Source organism: Robbsia sp. KACC 23696 (genome assembly GCF_039852015.1).
GTDB lineage: Bacteria > Pseudomonadota > Gammaproteobacteria > Burkholderiales > Burkholderiaceae > Robbsia.
In genome coordinates this window covers 628,878-645,071 of the sequence record NZ_CP156627.1, presented here as the reverse complement: position 1 = coordinate 645,071, position 16,194 = coordinate 628,878, and the positions used below count along the sequence as shown (strand labels likewise).

The 16,194-nt window shown below is 59.0% G+C and carries 14 protein-coding genes; 8 read left to right on the top strand and 6 right to left on the bottom strand.

Annotation, left to right across the window (positions count from 1 at the left end; all coding sequences use genetic code 11):
- Positions 1–930: 930 nt before the first annotated feature.
- The 7 genes from ABEG21_RS17675 (at position 931) to ABEG21_RS17645 (ending at position 8,785) form a co-directional block, all read left to right on the top strand.
- Positions 931–2,721 (top strand): hypothetical protein, encoded by a 1,791-nt coding sequence (locus ABEG21_RS17675; protein WP_347557935.1) that lies wholly within the window; start codon positions 931–933, stop codon positions 2,719–2,721.
- Positions 2,722–3,117: 396 nt separating this feature from the next.
- Entirely contained in the window at positions 3,118–5,160 is a 2,043-nt protein-coding gene (locus ABEG21_RS17670; protein WP_347557934.1) for a M3 family metallopeptidase, read from the top strand.
- Positions 5,161–5,474: 314 nt separating this feature from the next.
- Entirely contained in the window at positions 5,475–5,750 is a 276-nt protein-coding gene (locus ABEG21_RS17665) for a DUF4148 domain-containing protein (protein WP_347557933.1), read from the top strand.
- Between the two features lie 2 nt (positions 5,751–5,752).
- The gene (locus ABEG21_RS17660; RefSeq protein ID WP_347557932.1) at positions 5,753–6,064 is read left to right on the top strand and encodes a DUF4148 domain-containing protein; all 312 of its coding nucleotides are present in this window, start codon (positions 5,753–5,755) and stop codon (positions 6,062–6,064) included.
- 168 nt (positions 6,065–6,232) lie between these two features.
- Complete coding sequence (locus ABEG21_RS17655) at positions 6,233–7,396, top strand: alkene reductase (protein WP_347557931.1); 1,164 nt, start codon at positions 6,233–6,235, stop codon at positions 7,394–7,396.
- Between the two features lie 151 nt (positions 7,397–7,547).
- Positions 7,548–7,784: a DNA-binding protein gene (locus ABEG21_RS17650; RefSeq protein WP_347557930.1), complete on the top strand. Its 237-nt coding sequence runs from the start codon at positions 7,548–7,550 to the stop codon at positions 7,782–7,784.
- Between the two features lie 455 nt (positions 7,785–8,239).
- The gene (locus ABEG21_RS17645; RefSeq protein ID WP_347557929.1) at positions 8,240–8,785 is read left to right on the top strand and encodes a hypothetical protein; all 546 of its coding nucleotides are present in this window, start codon (positions 8,240–8,242) and stop codon (positions 8,783–8,785) included.
- Positions 8,786–8,826: 41 nt separating this feature from the next.
- Here ABEG21_RS17645 and ABEG21_RS17640 read toward each other — a convergent pair whose 3' ends face one another.
- Positions 8,827–9,273, bottom strand: coding sequence for an ester cyclase (locus tag ABEG21_RS17640; RefSeq protein ID WP_347557928.1), 447 nt, complete (start codon positions 9,271–9,273; stop codon positions 8,827–8,829).
- A 95-nt stretch (positions 9,274–9,368) separates the two neighbouring features.
- Here ABEG21_RS17640 and ABEG21_RS17635 point away from each other — a divergent pair, with 95 nt between their 5' ends.
- Positions 9,369–10,280, top strand: a complete 912-nt coding sequence (locus tag ABEG21_RS17635; protein WP_347557927.1) for a LysR family transcriptional regulator — start codon at positions 9,369–9,371, stop codon at positions 10,278–10,280.
- A gap of 174 nt (positions 10,281–10,454) precedes the next feature.
- Here the strand turns inward: ABEG21_RS17635 and ABEG21_RS17630 are convergent, their stop codons facing one another.
- The 5 genes from ABEG21_RS17630 to ABEG21_RS17610 form a co-directional block, all read right to left on the bottom strand.
- Complete coding sequence (locus ABEG21_RS17630) at positions 10,455–11,402, bottom strand: dihydrodipicolinate synthase family protein (RefSeq protein WP_347557926.1); 948 nt, start codon at positions 11,400–11,402, stop codon at positions 10,455–10,457.
- A 136-nt stretch (positions 11,403–11,538) separates the two neighbouring features.
- The gene (locus ABEG21_RS17625) at positions 11,539–12,489 is read right to left on the bottom strand and encodes a 4-hydroxyproline epimerase (protein WP_347558072.1); all 951 of its coding nucleotides are present in this window, start codon (positions 12,487–12,489) and stop codon (positions 11,539–11,541) included.
- A 51-nt stretch (positions 12,490–12,540) separates the two neighbouring features.
- Positions 12,541–13,830, bottom strand: coding sequence for an FAD-binding oxidoreductase (locus ABEG21_RS17620; protein WP_347557925.1), 1,290 nt, complete (start codon positions 13,828–13,830; stop codon positions 12,541–12,543).
- Entirely contained in the window at positions 13,827–14,681 is an 855-nt protein-coding gene (locus tag ABEG21_RS17615) for an AraC family transcriptional regulator (RefSeq protein ID WP_347557924.1), read from the bottom strand. Before ABEG21_RS17615 ends, ABEG21_RS17620 begins: the two co-directional genes overlap by 4 nt.
- Positions 14,682–14,888: 207 nt before the next feature.
- Entirely contained in the window at positions 14,889–16,058 is a 1,170-nt protein-coding gene (locus ABEG21_RS17610; RefSeq protein WP_347557923.1) for a zinc-dependent alcohol dehydrogenase, read from the bottom strand.
- Positions 16,059–16,194: the final 136 nt, after the last annotated feature.

Sequence of the window (16,194 nt, the reverse complement as noted above, 5' to 3'; positions counted from 1 at the left end):
TCGCGAACTTGATATGAAAAAACGACGTTTCAATTGCTGAGGTCTTGAGGATAACGAATGACTGGACATCGAAACGCTGCGTCATATCGTTATCAAAATAACTACGATTCGCCGAAACGAAGGATCGGGTGATCTTATCCGCTCGCGCGTTGCTGTTTGTAGGGCAACAATGTGTAAAGCGTATGACAGAGCAAACGGGCAAGGGCTTTGCACCATTCTGTCGCTCACACGGCACTGGGAATGGCGAAAATTCGTTACGCGGGTCCCGTATCGTCGCTAAAGCATCTCGGATTTAGGTCCAACGTTTGTTTCAATGCGCGATTACAGTGTTGACGCACTACTTAATGACGCTCAACGACCGGATAATAGCGAAATTTAATTCGCGCGCGTGAAATTTTTGAGACTTTCCACTTGGTTTCGGCGCGGTGCGAAGTTTGTATGTAAAGATTCGTATTCGGAAAAAGAACAAAGCTGCAAAAAAAATACGTTCGGTAAAAGATACCTCTCACGTTGAGACGCATTGTCAAGCGGATCCCCATCCCTTTGCTACGCTCTCCGCTTTGCCAACGGGTGGTTCGCAGTGGTATCGCGATTGTATTATTTTTGCAACACCTTGTAAAATTGACGGATGCGACAGACCTTAGCGCGCAAAATATCGCGGCAGTCGTAGGTCAGAACGACCGATGACACTGCGGCGATTTGTTTATTAATTGCCGAAACAAGTTTATTCAAATTGGCCAGGAAAACGGTTGGCGCATGAGTGCGATCCTATCTTCGGCTCAACTCTGAAATTTGTCGTATTGAAGTCGCTAGGGTAAGCCCTCGTAGAATTCGCTGGAATAAACATATTTCATTTGGTAACAATAGCGCGGCGTTCTCGCGGATGGAGCGAGGAACGATAAGATCGCAGTCGCGTTTAAAAGAGATGCCATGCCTTTTTCCTCCGAAGTCGCCGAGCGCTCTGCCCGTGCCATCATGCTGGATGCTTTCGAGATGGTGAAGAAAGCGCACACCGGTAGCATTAAGAATTTTTTGTATAACAAGGGTACGGTCGCGATCGAGACGATGACGCGCACCGGGGCCGCAAGCATCGCGGTCACGGTATTGGTGTCGGTGGGCGTTGGCGCCGCCGCGGCGGTGACGGGCGGCTTGGCGATTCCGATACTGTTGGCGATCGGCGCGGCCTCCTATGGTCTGAAGACGGCAATCGAAAAAATCGGTCAGGACTATGGCCGAGACAATCGTCGCTGGTTGCAAAATTACACTGCGGCGGAAGCCGCTAAAGGCCGGGAGCTTGGTGCGTACCTCACCGTCGAGGCCAGCGATTCGCTACGCCGTGCGATCGACCACTACCGGATGATGGACGGCATCAGCAAGGACCTCCAACGTACGGCGGTCGAGTCGTTTCAGAACTGTGAAGAAGCGATCAATTACGCCAAGGCCATGGCGCGCTATGTGCACCACGCAGATAAAGTGCGCAACTACACGTTGCCGGTGCTGGACCTGTTGATCTTCTATCTCGATCAGTATTCGAAACTCGCCACCAATTGGGCGGCCGCCGAAGCGCCGATGGCTGCAGCGTTGCGGCAATGGTTCAAGAGTCATCCGGAGAGCATCTGTTGTCCGGCGCGCAAGGACGACGATGTCTGTTATGCACCGTTCACGGGATTAACGCTGAAGTCGACCGCCACGAACTTGATGAAACGGTATCGCACGGTGACTACACCGCTGTCCGCCGTTCTCGAACCGGTGATCCATGCGCCCGGCTTGCCGAATGCCGTCAAGATCGACGAGCTACTCGAGGCAATGCAATCGGCGCGTCAAGACTTGGTTGGCGAGATGGCACCGTCCAGCGACAGTACGTGGAACTATAGTGCGGACTTGGGGCAGACACGTCAGCGCGCGAATGCGGCAGCGTCAGTGGATGCATCGGTGCAGCAACGGTTGACGGCGATGTTGAACGCCGTGTGGAAACAGGTGGATCGTCCCGGCTATTTCAATCGCGCACGCCGACGGATGGCGCATTGGAACACGCGGAACACCAGCGCCCAGAAGGCCACGGCAGTAGCAGCCGAATTGGTGTCGATGGGTTCTATTTTCAGCGCGTATATCGGCGATATTAGCGCGGTGTCGAAGCTGGGCCAGAGCGCGTTGAAAGGCACGGCGTCCGCGGCCGGCGTGGGCAGCACGATTGGTTTGAATGTTTTGAGAGGGGCGGATGGCGTCGCCATTCAGTCAAGCCTGTTGAGCCACAAACTTGTGGAAGCCCATGCGGCGGAACAGATCCGCGAAGCGGGCGCGTCCGCAGTGGACCTATTGCCTAAACTAATGCTGCATTTCACCAAGGCGGCCGAGGCGATCAAGGCCTTGGGGGACACCACGGCGATTGCGTCGTGTACTGAAGCGTTGGCGATGTCGGTGAAGATCGCCGAGATCGTCAGGCAGATGGAGAAAGTCAGCATTTACGCCGGACCGTGCCTGGGTATCGTGGACGTGTTGGCACACCGTTGCGCGCATTGGAGTATGCAGCAGCCGGGACTGTGGGCCGATATGGAGGCCAGTGTCGGGGCATGGTTGAACTTGGCCGAAGGGCACGAGACATGCCGCGAGCAGGGCTGCCACTGTTACGGCGCACAGCATGGCAAGGTGGGCGCGAACCTGATTGGTCGCGGTGGCGCGTGGCGCCGCGTCAGCGATCGGCCGCACAATCCGATCACGTGACAGACGGCGGATCCTCCGCGAAGCGCGATAATTGGCAGTCGTACGCGCTTGTGTGAAATTGTTTTATGGTGCGACGTCAATGTCCCTCTAGAAAAATCAGCATGCCGATACATATACTCGGGGAAGACCTTGTAAAAACGGTCTAGTACAGTTTTCGCGCAAAAAAAGAGGGACACTCGGAAGCGTTTTTCAAAACGCGCCAAGTCTTATCAGAAGAGAAGACGTGGTGGGCATCTGACGCCACACGCCATTCGATTGACGGTCTTTCAGGCCTGGCTTTTTCTGCGGCCGCACCGGCCGCGGCGCGACACGTACCACGCGGATCGCAATCGGACGTAAGTCTGGATGGCAGGTGTATCCTTGCCGGATATATCCATTTCTACAGCAAGGCGTACCGTGTCCGAGACCTCGAACCCTCTCCTCGCCGATTGGACGGCACCCTATGCGTTGCCCCCCTTTCAGACGGTCAAGGCCGCTCATTTCCCGCAGGCGTTCGATGTCGCCATGCGGGCGCATCTGAAAGAACTGGACGAGATTGCCTCGAATCCTGCACCGCCGAACTTTGAGAACACGGCGGTCGCATTCGATGGCTGCGGCCGATTGCTGAATCGTATTTCGCTGATGTTCGATAACCTGACTGCCAGCGAAACGTCGCCCGAATTGCAAGAGATCGAACGCGATCTGGCCCCGTTGCAGGCGGCGCATCGCAATGCCATCTTTCTGAACGCAGCGCTCTTTTCGCGTTTTCAAGATCTCCATGCGCAATTGGATAGCTTGGCGCTGAGTGGGGAAGGGCGCCGTCTTGTCGAGCGCATCCACCGCGACTTCGTACGCGCTGGCGCGAATCTATCGGGCCCAGCCAGAGCGCTCTATGCGACGCATGCCGAGACCCTCGCCAGCCTGTGCACGCAATTTGGCCAGAACGTGCTGTTCGATGAATCCGCTTTCGTCCTGCCGCTGGACGGCCCCGACGATCTCCTGGGACTTCCCGCCTCAATGATCGATGTGGCGGTGGAGGCGGCTCGGGCGCGCGGCCTCCCTGCGGGTAGTCGGGTCGTCACGCTATCGCCGTCGATAGCAGAGCCTTTCCTGACCTTCTCCGCACGTCGCGATCTTCGTGAGCGGCTGTGGCGCGCGCGGGTCAGCCGTGGCGCGCATGACGGCGCGCACGACAATCGGCCGGTCGCCGCGCGAATCATCGCGCTGCGACAGCAGATGGCCACGCTATTGGGTTATGCGACGTACGCGGATTTTCAAGTGAGCGACCGTATGGCCGGCACGCCGGATGCCGCGAGAGCGTTGCTCGAACGGACATGGGCGCCTGCCTTGCACAAAGCAGAAGAAGACCGTCGCGCGCTGACGGAGATGGCGAAGCAGTTAGGCGAGCCGACGCCGATCGCCGCCTGGGATTGGATGTACCTGGCGGAAAAGGTCCGCCAAGCCAACTTCGATCTCGACGACGCCGAAGTAAAGGCCTACTTCTCGCTGGAGAAGATGATCGACGCCGCGTTCGACTGCGCCTCGCGCCTCTTCGGTATCCAGTTTACCGAACGCACCGATGTCCCGCTTTACCATTCGGACGCGCGACTGTGGGAGGTGGCAGATCGAGAAGGCAAGCTGATCGGCATCTTTATCGGCGACTACTTCGCGCGCCAGACCAAGCGCAGCGGCGCCTGGATGAGCGTGTTCCGGTCGCAGTCGGGATTGAACGGCGGCACGTTGCCCATCGTGATCAACAACAATAACTTTGCCAAGAGCAGCCCCTCGTTACTGAGCTTCGACGACGTCACTACCTTGTTCCATGAGTTTGGACATGGACTTCACGGCTTGTTGTCCAACGCCCGATACGAGCGACTGGCCGGAACCAATGTGCCTGGCGATTTCGTCGAATTTCCCTCTCAGATTTTTGAGAATTGGGCGCAAGACGAGCAAGTGCTGTTGCGTCACGCGACCCATTGGCAAACAGGCGCGCCCATCCCCGCTGCCTTGTTGACACGACTCACCGCTGCCCGTCGCTTCGACCAGGCCTTCGGTACGATCCAATACGTCGCGCCGGCGCTGATCGACATGGCCTTGCATGCGTTACCCGAGGGTGAGTCGATCGATATCGCCGCCTTCGAGCGCGCGCAATGTCGACGGTTGGGCGTGCCCGACGATATCGGCCTGCGTCACCACCTCTCGCACTTTCAGCATCTCTTTGCCGGCGATGGCTATGCGGCGGGCTACTACGTCTATATGTGGGCGGACGTATTGGCGGCCGATGGTTTCGCTGCGTTCACCGAAGCGAAAGACCCCTTCGATCGCGCCGTCGCGGCGCGCCTGCATCGCGACGTCTACAGCAGCGGCGGCACGATTGATCCCGCTGCGGCGTATCGCGCCTATCGCGGGCGGGATCCCGATGTCGCGCCAATGCTGCGTCAGCGAGGCTTGCTGGTATAGAGGGCCCGGCCGGGGCGCGGTCGCCCATTCCCGCCCAGTGGCCGCTGGGCGGCCCTCGAAGAGTGCCCCGTTCGGAGACATCACGCCGCCCAATGAAAAAATTGTAGACGACCGGTCTAATTTGCGTTACATTACGTTCACTGCAGCACGGTTTGAAACATGCCTTGCAAGGCAGGCAACGAGGACTAAGACGTTCATGTTTAATACGGAAGAGCGTCGGTAGTGCTCGTTTTTTTACACCGTTACTAGACGACTGGTCTACTCTAAAGAGTCACGAGAGCCCTGTTTCGTCAATTTAAAAAGGACGTGAAATCATGAACCGCAATGTTATCCGCGCGACCTTGGTCGCCGCTTTCTTGGCCGCCCCCGCGCTGTCATTCGCACAAGCTTCATCGCCGGTGACGCACGCCGGCCTCATCCATGAGTTGGCGCTGTTGGAAAAGGCCGGTTATAACCCGGCGAATCCCGATCCGAATTACCCGGCAAACCTGCAGGCAGCCGAAGCCAAAGTGGCGCTCACGCCCGGAGTGTCGGCTGTGGTGCTGGGCAGCGCGTCGAACGGGCAAATCGGCGCCGCATCGACGAGGTAAAAATGAGCACCGCGATTGAAGTCTGGAATGCACTCGGTTTTGTTATCCCCCTTCTACAAGCACGTATCAATATTGGAGTATCGATCATGAAAAAAGTATTCGTCAGCAGCATCCTCGCAGCCAGCTTCGCTGTCCCGGCATTGGCTTTCGCACAGTCGACGGCGCCCGTCACGCGTGCCAGCTTGCGGGCAGAAATCGTTCAGCTGCAGAAGGCTGGCTACAATCCGTCCCAAAAAGATATCAACTATCCGGCCGGGATCGAAGCAGCGGAAGCGAGAATAGCAAAAGGGCAAGGCAATCAAGGCGTCCAATGAGGACTTGCGATGCATCGATCCTTGCATTGGTCGCAAACGGTGCTTGCTTTCGGTTTATGAAAAATCGAACCGATAGCCGCACCAGTGTTTTCAGCACGGTTGCATGAGTAATCGTGTTTGGAATCGCCGGTGTATTTTTAAAAACATAGTACATAGGATAACGAAGTGATGCGCCAACATTCTCTATTCCAGCCCCTGAAGCTTGGTCGATACGATTTGAAGAATCGCTTGGTGCTTCCGCCGCTGACGCGCCAGCGAAGTGGTCCCGGCGACGTTGCAACTGCGCTGATGGCGCGCTATTACGGGCAGCGTGCTACGGCGGGATTCATGATCAGCGAAGGATCGCAAATCGAACCGCGTGGACAGGGTTATGCGTGGACGCCGGGCATCTACAGCCCTGCGCAGATAGAGGGGTGGCGCCATGTAACGGCTGCGGTGCACGAAAAGGGCGGCATCATCTTTGCTCAGCTCTGGCATGTTGGACGCGTATCGCATACGGCTTTGCAGCCCCAGGGTGGCGCTCCCGTCGCTCCTTCCGCGATACCCGCGAAAAAGGTGAAGGCGTTTATCGAAACGGCGCCGGGCGCCGGCACGCTGGTCGAGCCGTCCACCCCGCGTGCGTTGACCGTTGCCGAGATCAAGGAATTGGTCGCGCTATACGCACAGGCCGCGCGGAACGCGATCAGTGCCGGGTTCGATGGCGTCGAGATCCACGCAGCCAATGGCTATCTGGTGAACCAATTCATTTCCGCACACGCCAACCATCGTGAAGACGAATACGGTGGGTCGTTGCAGAATCGCTTACGTTTCCTGCGTGAAATCGTTCAGGCCGTGAGCGACGCCGTCGGGGCGGACCGACTCGGCGTGCGCTTCACGCCGTTGTTCACCAGCACCGATCAGGATCGCGTCTACATCGGACTGGTGGAAGACGATCCGCACGAAACGTATATCGAGGCGATCAACGTGCTCGAAGAAGCAGGCGTCGCGTATGTGTCGATTGCCGAGGCGGATTGGGACAACGCGCCGGATCTGCCCGAAGCCTTTCGTCAGGAAGTGCGTCGCACCTTCAGCGGCCGAATCATCTATGCCGGACGGTACACGGCGGAACGCGGTGCGCGCTTGGTCGAGGCGGGTCTCGCCGACCTCATCGCGATCGGCCGCCCCTTCATCGCCAATCCGGATTTGCCTGAGCGGCTGCAGAACGGCTGGGCACTGAACGCCGTCAATCCGGCAACGCTTTACGGCGGCGCCGAAGCGGGATTTACCGATTATCCGACGTACGCGGAATCGGGATTGGCCGTGCGCCCTGAGATCCATGGGATCACTTCTTGATGTGCTCCAGCAGCACGGCCAGCTTAGCGTGCTTGAAATAGGTCGTGCCACCTCTACTCGATGCGGCGGCAAAACCAATTGATATGAAAATGATTGCACGTCGATCATATCAATGCTATGCACATGATATGGTTTTGTGATGGAGGCGATAGTGAAATCACTTGTCGTGAGAAATCTGGATGACTCACTCGTTGACGCGCTACGGGTTCGGGCAATAGCGAACGGGCGCAGTGCGGAGGCCGAACATCGTGAAATCCTTGCTGAAGTACTGGGGCACCCGCAACGCCGGAGTTTCGCGGATGTGCTGGCGTCGATGCCAAATGTCGGGCGTGACGAAGACTTCGAGCGCCTAAGCACGGATCAAGCGGCGCCCAATGTATTTAGTTGATACTAATGTCATCAGCGAGGCGCGTCGAGGCTAGAACGCAGACTCAGGTGTCCAGAGGCTTTTCACGAAGCGGACCTCGCTTACTCAGCGCTCTATTTGTCAGCCATTATGATCGATAGCTGACGACAGATTGGGATTACCGTTTCTCCCGCCGCTACGTGGTCGTGGAATTCGCATAACCCTGCCGCTTTTCGCAACGACCGTGTACCTCTCTGAGACCGAACCGCAAGGCGCGAGCTATCGATTCATATAAGCGGATGATTATTACGTTTCGTAAGAATGCGCGTGCCCGCTATAGGATCCCAAAACGTTTTTCCCGAGCATGGTAAACCCCGTTTCCGTGGCGTTAGGAGTGCTTTACTATCTCCTCATCCCAATTTTGGGATACCAAATCCGTATTTTCCCCTCCCGGCGGCAGCGCGGATGGAAACGGATCGCCTACTCAGGAGAACGCGATGGCCAGCCCTTCAAGTATGGAGTCGACAGCGCGGATTAACGCGTCAGGAAGCAAATCGTGGTCAAGCCATCGGACGATGCTGGTCGCCGGCATTACTGGAGGGCTCGTCGGGGCGGTGATGATTTGGATTTACGAGGCAATTGTCTGGGTGAGCGTGCAACATCTCATGCCGATGGGGGGAATTCCGCGTAACGCCACGGGGCTGGTTTTTGGGAAACAAGTTCAAGACGCGTTGGGTATCTGGGCGTACATCCTTGGGACCGCCATTCACTTTACGTTTGCCTCTGCGTGGGGCGTGCTTTTCGCGGCGATCTGGCCTTATTTTCAGCGGCGCGGCTACGAGGCGACGTTTATCGCCTTGTTCTATGGCGTTATAGCGTGGATCGCGATGCATGTTGCCATCAGCATCAGCTCAAACAATCACCCGGACTACTTCGATCCCAATGTCATCATTGGCGGATTCATGTCCCATTTCGTATTCACCATTGCCCTTGCATTGGTCATCAAGCGTAAATTCGCCATCGACCTTGCCCGATCGGTGTAACTCACACCGATCGCTGAGGGGCGTCGGCGTTAGCCCAATGCCTACGCCTGTCTCGGAAATTCGCCGAGTTGCTGGAAGAGGCCAAACCAATCTTCCATATGCCAGGTTGTAGTGACACGCCCGCCGTCCAAGGTGTGAAACTCATGAAGACGGAAGCCCACGCGTTTTCCCGTGGGCGCGATGCCGAACAATTCGCCTTGATGGGTCCCCGTGATCTCGGCGCGCACCGCGATCCGCCCGGGCACCTGAATCATGTCGTGAATGACGATCCGCACATCGGGAAAGGCCGCACCGAGGCTGCGGATGATCGTCTTGATGCCTTCCGGCCCGGGCTCTTGCCCCGGTGCTAACGGAATATCGTCCCATGCCGGATCCAACACCCCGTCAACCAGATCGGGGTTCTGTTCGCTGAAAGCGCGATACAGCGTCTCCACTGCCGCGCGTTCGATGCGCAGCCGTTCCACTTCATTCACACCGTTGCCGTTCATCGCTATCTCCCTGTATTTCGTGATCTCTGACGCCAGTGTGCGATTCCCCGTAAAATCTGTCCAACAAATAGACCGTATACAACATTATTTGATTTATGGATTATCACGGCATCGATTTGAACCTGCTGGCCGCGTTCGATGCGTTGATGACCGAGCGCAACGTCACGCGAGCAGCAGTACACGTTGGCGTCAGTCAGCCCGCGATGAGCGCGGCATTGTCGCGGCTGCGCACACTACTGGACGACCCGCTATTTCTGCGAAGTGCCGACGGCTTGCTACCGACGCCGCGTGCGCGCGAGCTGGCGGAACCGATCGCGCAGGCCTTGCGCCAGATAGGCGCGACGTTGTTGAAAGGAGAGGGATTTACGCCGTCCGATGCGACGCTCGCGCTCAACGTCGGCATGTCAGACTACTCGGCGTTCGTCGTGTTGCCGATGCTTCTCGAAAAGATGGCGGAGCAGGCGCCTGGCATGACGATCAATGTGCATGCCTTCAACAATCGAGACGATGCTGTCGATCTGCTCGACGCCGGAGTGATCGACGCCGCGGTGGGTGTGCCCCCGACGTATTCGGAGGCGCGGATTTTGACGCGCCCGATTTTCAGCGACGCGTTCGTGACGATCGTCTCCAGCACGCATCCGGTTGCGCGCCGTGCGATGGACATGGAGACCTATCTCTCTTTATCGCACGTATTGGCGTCGCCGGAAGGGCAGCGACATGGTTTGGTCGATGAAGCGCTGGCGCAGCAGGGCAAGCAACGTCACCTCGCGCTGACGCTGCCGCATATGTTTGCCGTACCTGCGGTGGTCGCTCGAACACATCTGACGGCCACCGTCATGAAACGGGTGGCGCTTCAGTCGTCGGCCGCGCGGAAGCTCGCGCTGCTACCGCCTCCGCTCGTACTTCCTGAAATTGTATTTCATGTAATGTGGCATCGGCGTAACGATGCCAATCCTGCACAGCAGTGGTTACGCGAGCTGATCGGGTCGGTCGCATCGGTCATCTAAGGACTGTCGCGACTCGCGACATCCTGCGCCGCGGGTTCACGACGGTGCGCGATGCCGGCGGCGCGGGACTGCCGCTCAAGCAGGCGGTCGCGCGCGGCCTGGTGCAGGGGCCCCGGCTGTTCGTGGCCGGACGCGCGCTTAGCCAGACCGGTGGCCATGGCGACGGTCGCGGGCTTACGCTTTGGCGAGCGACTCCGACCAATCGGCGTACCACTGACGGAACAGCGTGTATTGATTTTCCGCGTAGCGTCGTTGCGCATCGCTCAACGCATCGGTCTCGTTGAAATGCAGCGTATATTCCTTGTCGCCGTTCAGGACCATCAGATATTTGTAGTACAGGACCAGATCCGTCCCTTCATCGAAGGAAGACAAGACGGCCAGTGCACCCTCCAATTCCAGTGCCAGGCGACGCGCGTTCGCATCGCCCTTCGCCGCTTGCTGACTGAGGGACACGAGGTGGAGCACTTCGCGCGGCAAGGCGTTGCCAATGCCGGTGATCGCACCCGTCGCATTGCAGTTGACGAATCCGTGCACTACTTGCGTGTCGACGCCGACCATCAGGCTGACGGCGTCGTCGCCGGAGGTGATATGCTCCGCCGCGTAGCGCAGGTCGGCGCTGCCACCGAATTCCTTGAAGCCGACCAGATTGGGATGCTCCTCGCGCAAGGCGAAGAACAGGTCGGCGCGCGTGGCGAAGCCGTAATACGGGCTGTTGTAGATGACGGCGGGCAATGCCGGGGCCGCTTTCAATATCGCGGAAAAGTGCGCTTTCTGCGCACTCGCGGCGCTACCGCGGGACAGCAAACGCGGAATGACCATCAAGCCCTGGGCCCCCACGTGCGCGGCATGCGCCGCGTGCGACACCGCCTCCTTGGAGTTGACGGCGCCGGTACCGACGATGGTCGGCACGCCTGCCGCGACCAGGCGCGCCACGCCCTCCTGCCTCTGCTGTTCCGATAAAAGCGGCCAGTCGCCCATCGAGCCGCAATAGACGACGGCGCGCATGCCCGCCGCGACCAGGGCGCGCCCTTTGCTCACCAGCGCATCGAAGTCGGGCGTCCGATCCGACGTACAAGGCGTCATCAATGCCGGAATACAGCCAGTAAAAATAGAATGGCCCATCGTCGTTCACCGCCTCCTTATGCGAGGTTTGTCAGACGTGACGCGCACGCGCGTTCACGAGGTTTCAAAAATCAAGCTTGTCCGCGCGACGCGTCGGCGTATTTCGAGACGACGCGTGACACGGGATATGAAAGCGTTATTGCGGGATGCCCCACACAAAGGGATCGTCATCCGAAAAGACGAGTTCCGACCGGGCGGTGACGTGCGCCGTTCCCCGAATACTGGGACGCACCTGATGCGGCGGCAGATCCGTCGCAAGGTCGTAGTGCACATCGAAGGCACTGCCGATGATGCTTTCCTGACGCCATACCGCGCCGGGGGCGAGTGCACCATCGGCAGCGAGGCAGGCCACTTTCGCACAGGTACCGGTGCCGCAAGGCGAGCGATCGTATGCTTTGCCGGGGCACAGCACGAAGTTACGGCTATCGATTCCCGGGACGTCGACGTCGGCGAAAAACTCGATGTGATCGATCAGCGCACCGTCTTCGCCGGTGATGCCGCTTTGTTCCAACGCTTGTCTGACGGTCCACGCGACCGCCGTCAGTACTTCGACATTCTGTGCGTTCAGCGCTTGGCCGTGATCGGCAACGAGAAAGAACCAGTTGCCGCCCCATGCGATGTCCCCGTGCATGCGCCCATGGCCGGGCACCTCGACTTCGACGTTTTGCCGGTAACGATAAGCCGGTACATTGCGTACCGTCACGCTCCGGTCTTCGTGCAATATCGCATCGACGATACCGACCGGCGTTTCGATGCGATGCGTCCCCGCTTGAATCTTGCCGAGCCATGCAAGCGAGACGATCAGGCCGATCGTGCCGTGCCCGCACATGCCGAGAAAACCGACGTTATTGAAAAAGATCACGGCTGCCGTGGAGGCCGCATCATGCGGTTCGAGCAGGAGCGCGCCCACCATGACATCGGAACCACGCGGCTCGTTCACCACACCGGCGCGGATATGATCGAACGTGTCGCGAAAGCGTGCGAGGCGCTCCGCTATCGGTCCCGAGCCGAGGTCCGGACCGCCGTCGATGACGAGACGGGTCGGTTCACCGCCCGTGTGAGAATCCACTACTATCACGTTCCGTATCTCCAATGTCTTCAGGGATCGTCTTTGCCGGGTTCGCGTCGACGCTTGCCGCTAACGCGCAAACCGCGCTATCGAATAAGGGGCCATCGGCACGTCCGGCGTTCTGCCGGCGATGAGGTCGGCCACCAAGGCGCCGGTGGTGGCCGACTGCGTCAGTCCGAGATGTCCATGACCGAAGGCATAGACGATGGACGCGGCTTTAGGCGAGCAACCGATCACCGGAAGCGAGTCCGGCGTCGAGGGGCGGTGCCCCATCCATTTAGCGGCGCCGGCGTCACGCAGGCCCGGTAAAAACGTCTTGGCCAATGCCAACAACGCGTCGCTGCGGCGATAGTTCGGTGGCGCGCGCAAGCCGGCGAATTCGGCCGCGCCGCCGATACGCAAGCCGATATCCAGCGGCGTCGCGACGAATTTACGCTCGGCGAAAACGACTTCGCGCGACAGGTGGATTCCCGCATCGGGCAAGGTGGTGTTGTAGCCGCGTTCGCTTTCCAACAAGACCGCGTCGCCGACGCCGGCCGCCAGGCCCGCCGACCATGCGCCGGTTGCCACCACGACGTGACGACCCGATACGCGCGTGCCGTCCTCCAGCGCGGCCGACGCGCCGTACTCCGACGGCATCACCGCCCGCACATGACCCGGAACGAAACGCGCGCCGAGCGCACGAACGCGCGCGCGCAGCAAGGTCACGATCTCGCGCGGGTCGCCGACGTGGGCACACTCTTCCTGGAATACGCCGTGTTGGAATACCGGCGCCAGAGCCGGCTCCATGTCGCGCACCTGGCGGGCGGACATGACCGTCAACTTCGCGCCCAGGCTTTGCTTGAAACGGCATTCTTCGGCATCGGCCTCGAACGCGGCTTTTGTCTCATAAAGCAATAGGGCACCGCGCCGATGCAGGATCGGCAATGCGCCGGCATCGCCCAGCATCGGCAGCAGGTCGCGATAGGTGCGTCGATGCAGCGCCGCCAGCGCGTGCGATATCTCGGTAAAACGCTGTCGACCGCTGGCTTTCTGAAACGCCATGAACCAGGGTAGCGCGCGCGGTAGATGCTTCCAGTCGAGCGATAGCGGGCCGAGCGGATCCATCAGCCATTTCGGCACTTTCCGCCAGACACCCGGCACGGAGATCGGGGTACTGTCGGACATGGCGATCACGCCTGCATTGCCGTGCGAGGTGCGATCGCCTTCGAAGTCGGGATCGATCACGGTGATGCGTGCGCCGTCCTGTAAAGCGGACCAGGCACAGGCCAAGCCGATGATGCCGGCCCCGACAATCACGACATCGGCCGTGCCGTTCGCACCGTCGGACGGCGTTTGCGCCATCTTCGTCTGATTCATTTATTTTCCGACGGCGCCTTGGGCAGCGCAAGGCGGAACTGGCTGGGCGAGATACCGGTCATGTTTTTGAAATGCCGGCTGAATGCGCTATGGTCGGAATAGCCGCACGCCGCGGCGATATTCGTGATCGACTCCGAGGTCGCGAGCAACGCCGTGGCGCGTTCCAAGCGAAATTTGTGCAGCATCTGACGCGGCGTCAAATGGAAGATCCGCTTGCAGTGCCGTTCGAATTGCGAGATAGACAATCCGGTCATGGCGGTCAGTTCCGACATCGGAATCGTGCGCGAGAGATTCTCGCGCAAGAAATCGTCGATACCGGCAAGACGCGCATAGGCAGGATGCGTCAGCGTGGCCGCCTGCAAGTCGCAGGAGATACCGACGAGGCCGACCACGCGCCCGTCGCGGTCGCAGATCGGACGTTTGTGCGTCATGCACCAGCCCGGCTCGCGATCCGGATACAGGTGCATTTCCAACTGATCGCTGATCGTTCTCGCGTGGCGAATGACGTCTTGATCTTGTTGGGTATATACCTTGCCGAATTGGCTGGGAAACACCTGCTCCGAGGTTTTCCCCAACAGGCCTTCGGAACGATCGAGCCCACAGCGCGTGGCCAACGTCAGATTGGCCGCCACATAGCGCGCATCCAGATCTTTTACAAAGAAGACCACGTTTGGCACGACATCGAGCAAGGGCATGACGAACGTCAGCGTGTCCAGTATCGCGGCCAGCGTATCGGGCATCTTGTCGTAAAGGGCGGACGCGAAGCCACGCGTCGCGGCGTCATCCGCGCCTCCGGGCGGCGCGCCCGACGACGAATTGGCTAAGCGACGTGCGTCATCGATGCCTTCCATGCTGGTCTCCGAAAGGGGCCCGACTCGATGTCGCTAGATTGACCTACCGACCGAACCGATGCTAGCGGAAATAAAATAAAAAAATGACGAAATCGGCATAGTGGCCGATTCCGGTGAGGCGTGGATTTGCGCGCGCGACGTGAAGCGCACGTCACGGGCCAGCGTGACACCGCGGCACAGACCGTGCCGGGTTAGGGAGAATAATCGCTACGGCTTCAGTACGACTTTGATGCAGCCGTCTTCTTTGTCACGAAAGGTTTTGTACATTTCGGGGCCTTCGGAGAGCGATACTGTGTGCGTAATGACAAACGATGGGTCGATCTGGCCGGAACGGATCCGCTGCAGCAGATCGTCCGTCCACCGTTTCACGTGTGTCTGCCCCATCCGCCAAGTCAGCCCTTTGTTCATGGCCGCGCCGAAGGGAATCTTGTCGATTAACCCGCCGTAGACCCCGGCGACGGACAAGGTGCCGGCTGGGCGGCACACATAGATCATCTCCCGCAATACGTGCGGACGGTCCGTCTCGAGCATGACCGCTTGTTTGGCGCGGTCGTACAGCGCATCGAGCGATCGTGTTGCGTGCGATTCCATGCCGACCGCATCGATACATTTTTCCGGCCCCTTGCCCTGGGTCAATTCCTTCAGCCGATCAAGGACCCTTTCGTCTTTGAAGTTGATCGTGATCGCGCCCGCCGCCGAGGCCATCGCAAGACGTTCCGGAACGCAGTCGATGACGACGACTTGCTTCGCTCCGAGGATCATGGCGCTCCGGACCGCCATTTGACCGACAGGGCCCGCGCCCCAGATACAGACAGTGTCGGTTGGGACAATGTCGCATTGAACCGCTGCTTGCCAGCCTGTGGGAAATAAGTCGCCGAGGAAGAGGACTTGCTCGTCGGTTAACCCTTCGGGAATCTTGACATGGGTCGAATCGGCGAAGGGGATGCGCACATATTCGGCTTGTCCGCCGGCATAGCCGCCGGTAAGGTGCGAGTAGCCGAACAGCCCCGCTGTGGTGTGCCCAAATACCTTATCGGCTTCTTCCTTGTTTCGATTCGTGCGCTCGCAGACGGAGAAATTTCCGCGCTTGCATTGGTCGCATTCACCGCAGGTGATCGTGAAGGGCACCACGATGCGATCGCCGACTTTCAAATTGCTGGCCTCCTTGCCGACCTCCACGACTTCGCCCATGAACTCGTGGCCCATGATATCGCCGCCTTTCATACCCGGCATGAAGCCGTCGAAAAGATGTAGGTCCGAGCCGCAGATCGCGCAACAAGACATCTTGATAATGGCGTCTCGTGGGGCCTCGATAACAGGGTCGGGTACCGTCTCATATCGGATGTCTTTTTTTCCTTGCCAGACGAGTGCTTTCATATCCCTTCTCCGTGTCGTCGAATCGTGCGTTGGATCACCGCCCGTTATCCCCAGCAACGCGTGTGCCATCGCGCAATATTGGGCTCTTCAGCAGAAATGCGGCAGACGGAATCGCATGCGCACAACCGTCGAGCGC

Coding starts and splice junctions, on each gene's coding strand:
- ABEG21_RS17675 (WP_347557935.1), top strand. CDS start 931: ATGCCTTTTTCCTCCGAAGTCGCCGAGCGCTCTGCCCGTGCCATCATG.
- ABEG21_RS17665 (WP_347557933.1), top strand. CDS start 5,475: ATGAACCGCAATGTTATCCGCGCGACCTTGGTCGCCGCTTTCTTGGCC.
- ABEG21_RS17660 (WP_347557932.1), top strand. CDS start 5,753: ATGAGCACCGCGATTGAAGTCTGGAATGCACTCGGTTTTGTTATCCCC.
- ABEG21_RS17655 (WP_347557931.1), top strand. CDS start 6,233: ATGCGCCAACATTCTCTATTCCAGCCCCTGAAGCTTGGTCGATACGAT.
- ABEG21_RS17645 (WP_347557929.1), top strand. CDS start 8,240: ATGGCCAGCCCTTCAAGTATGGAGTCGACAGCGCGGATTAACGCGTCA.
- ABEG21_RS17640 (WP_347557928.1), bottom strand. CDS start 9,273: ATGAACGGCAACGGTGTGAATGAAGTGGAACGGCTGCGCATCGAACGC.
- ABEG21_RS17635 (WP_347557927.1), top strand. CDS start 9,369: ATGGATTATCACGGCATCGATTTGAACCTGCTGGCCGCGTTCGATGCG.
- ABEG21_RS17630 (WP_347557926.1), bottom strand. CDS start 11,402: ATGGGCCATTCTATTTTTACTGGCTGTATTCCGGCATTGATGACGCCT.
- ABEG21_RS17620 (WP_347557925.1), bottom strand. CDS start 13,830: ATGAATCAGACGAAGATGGCGCAAACGCCGTCCGACGGTGCGAACGGC.
- ABEG21_RS17615 (WP_347557924.1), bottom strand. CDS start 14,681: ATGGAAGGCATCGATGACGCACGTCGCTTAGCCAATTCGTCGTCGGGC.
- ABEG21_RS17610 (WP_347557923.1), bottom strand. CDS start 16,058: ATGAAAGCACTCGTCTGGCAAGGAAAAAAAGACATCCGATATGAGACG.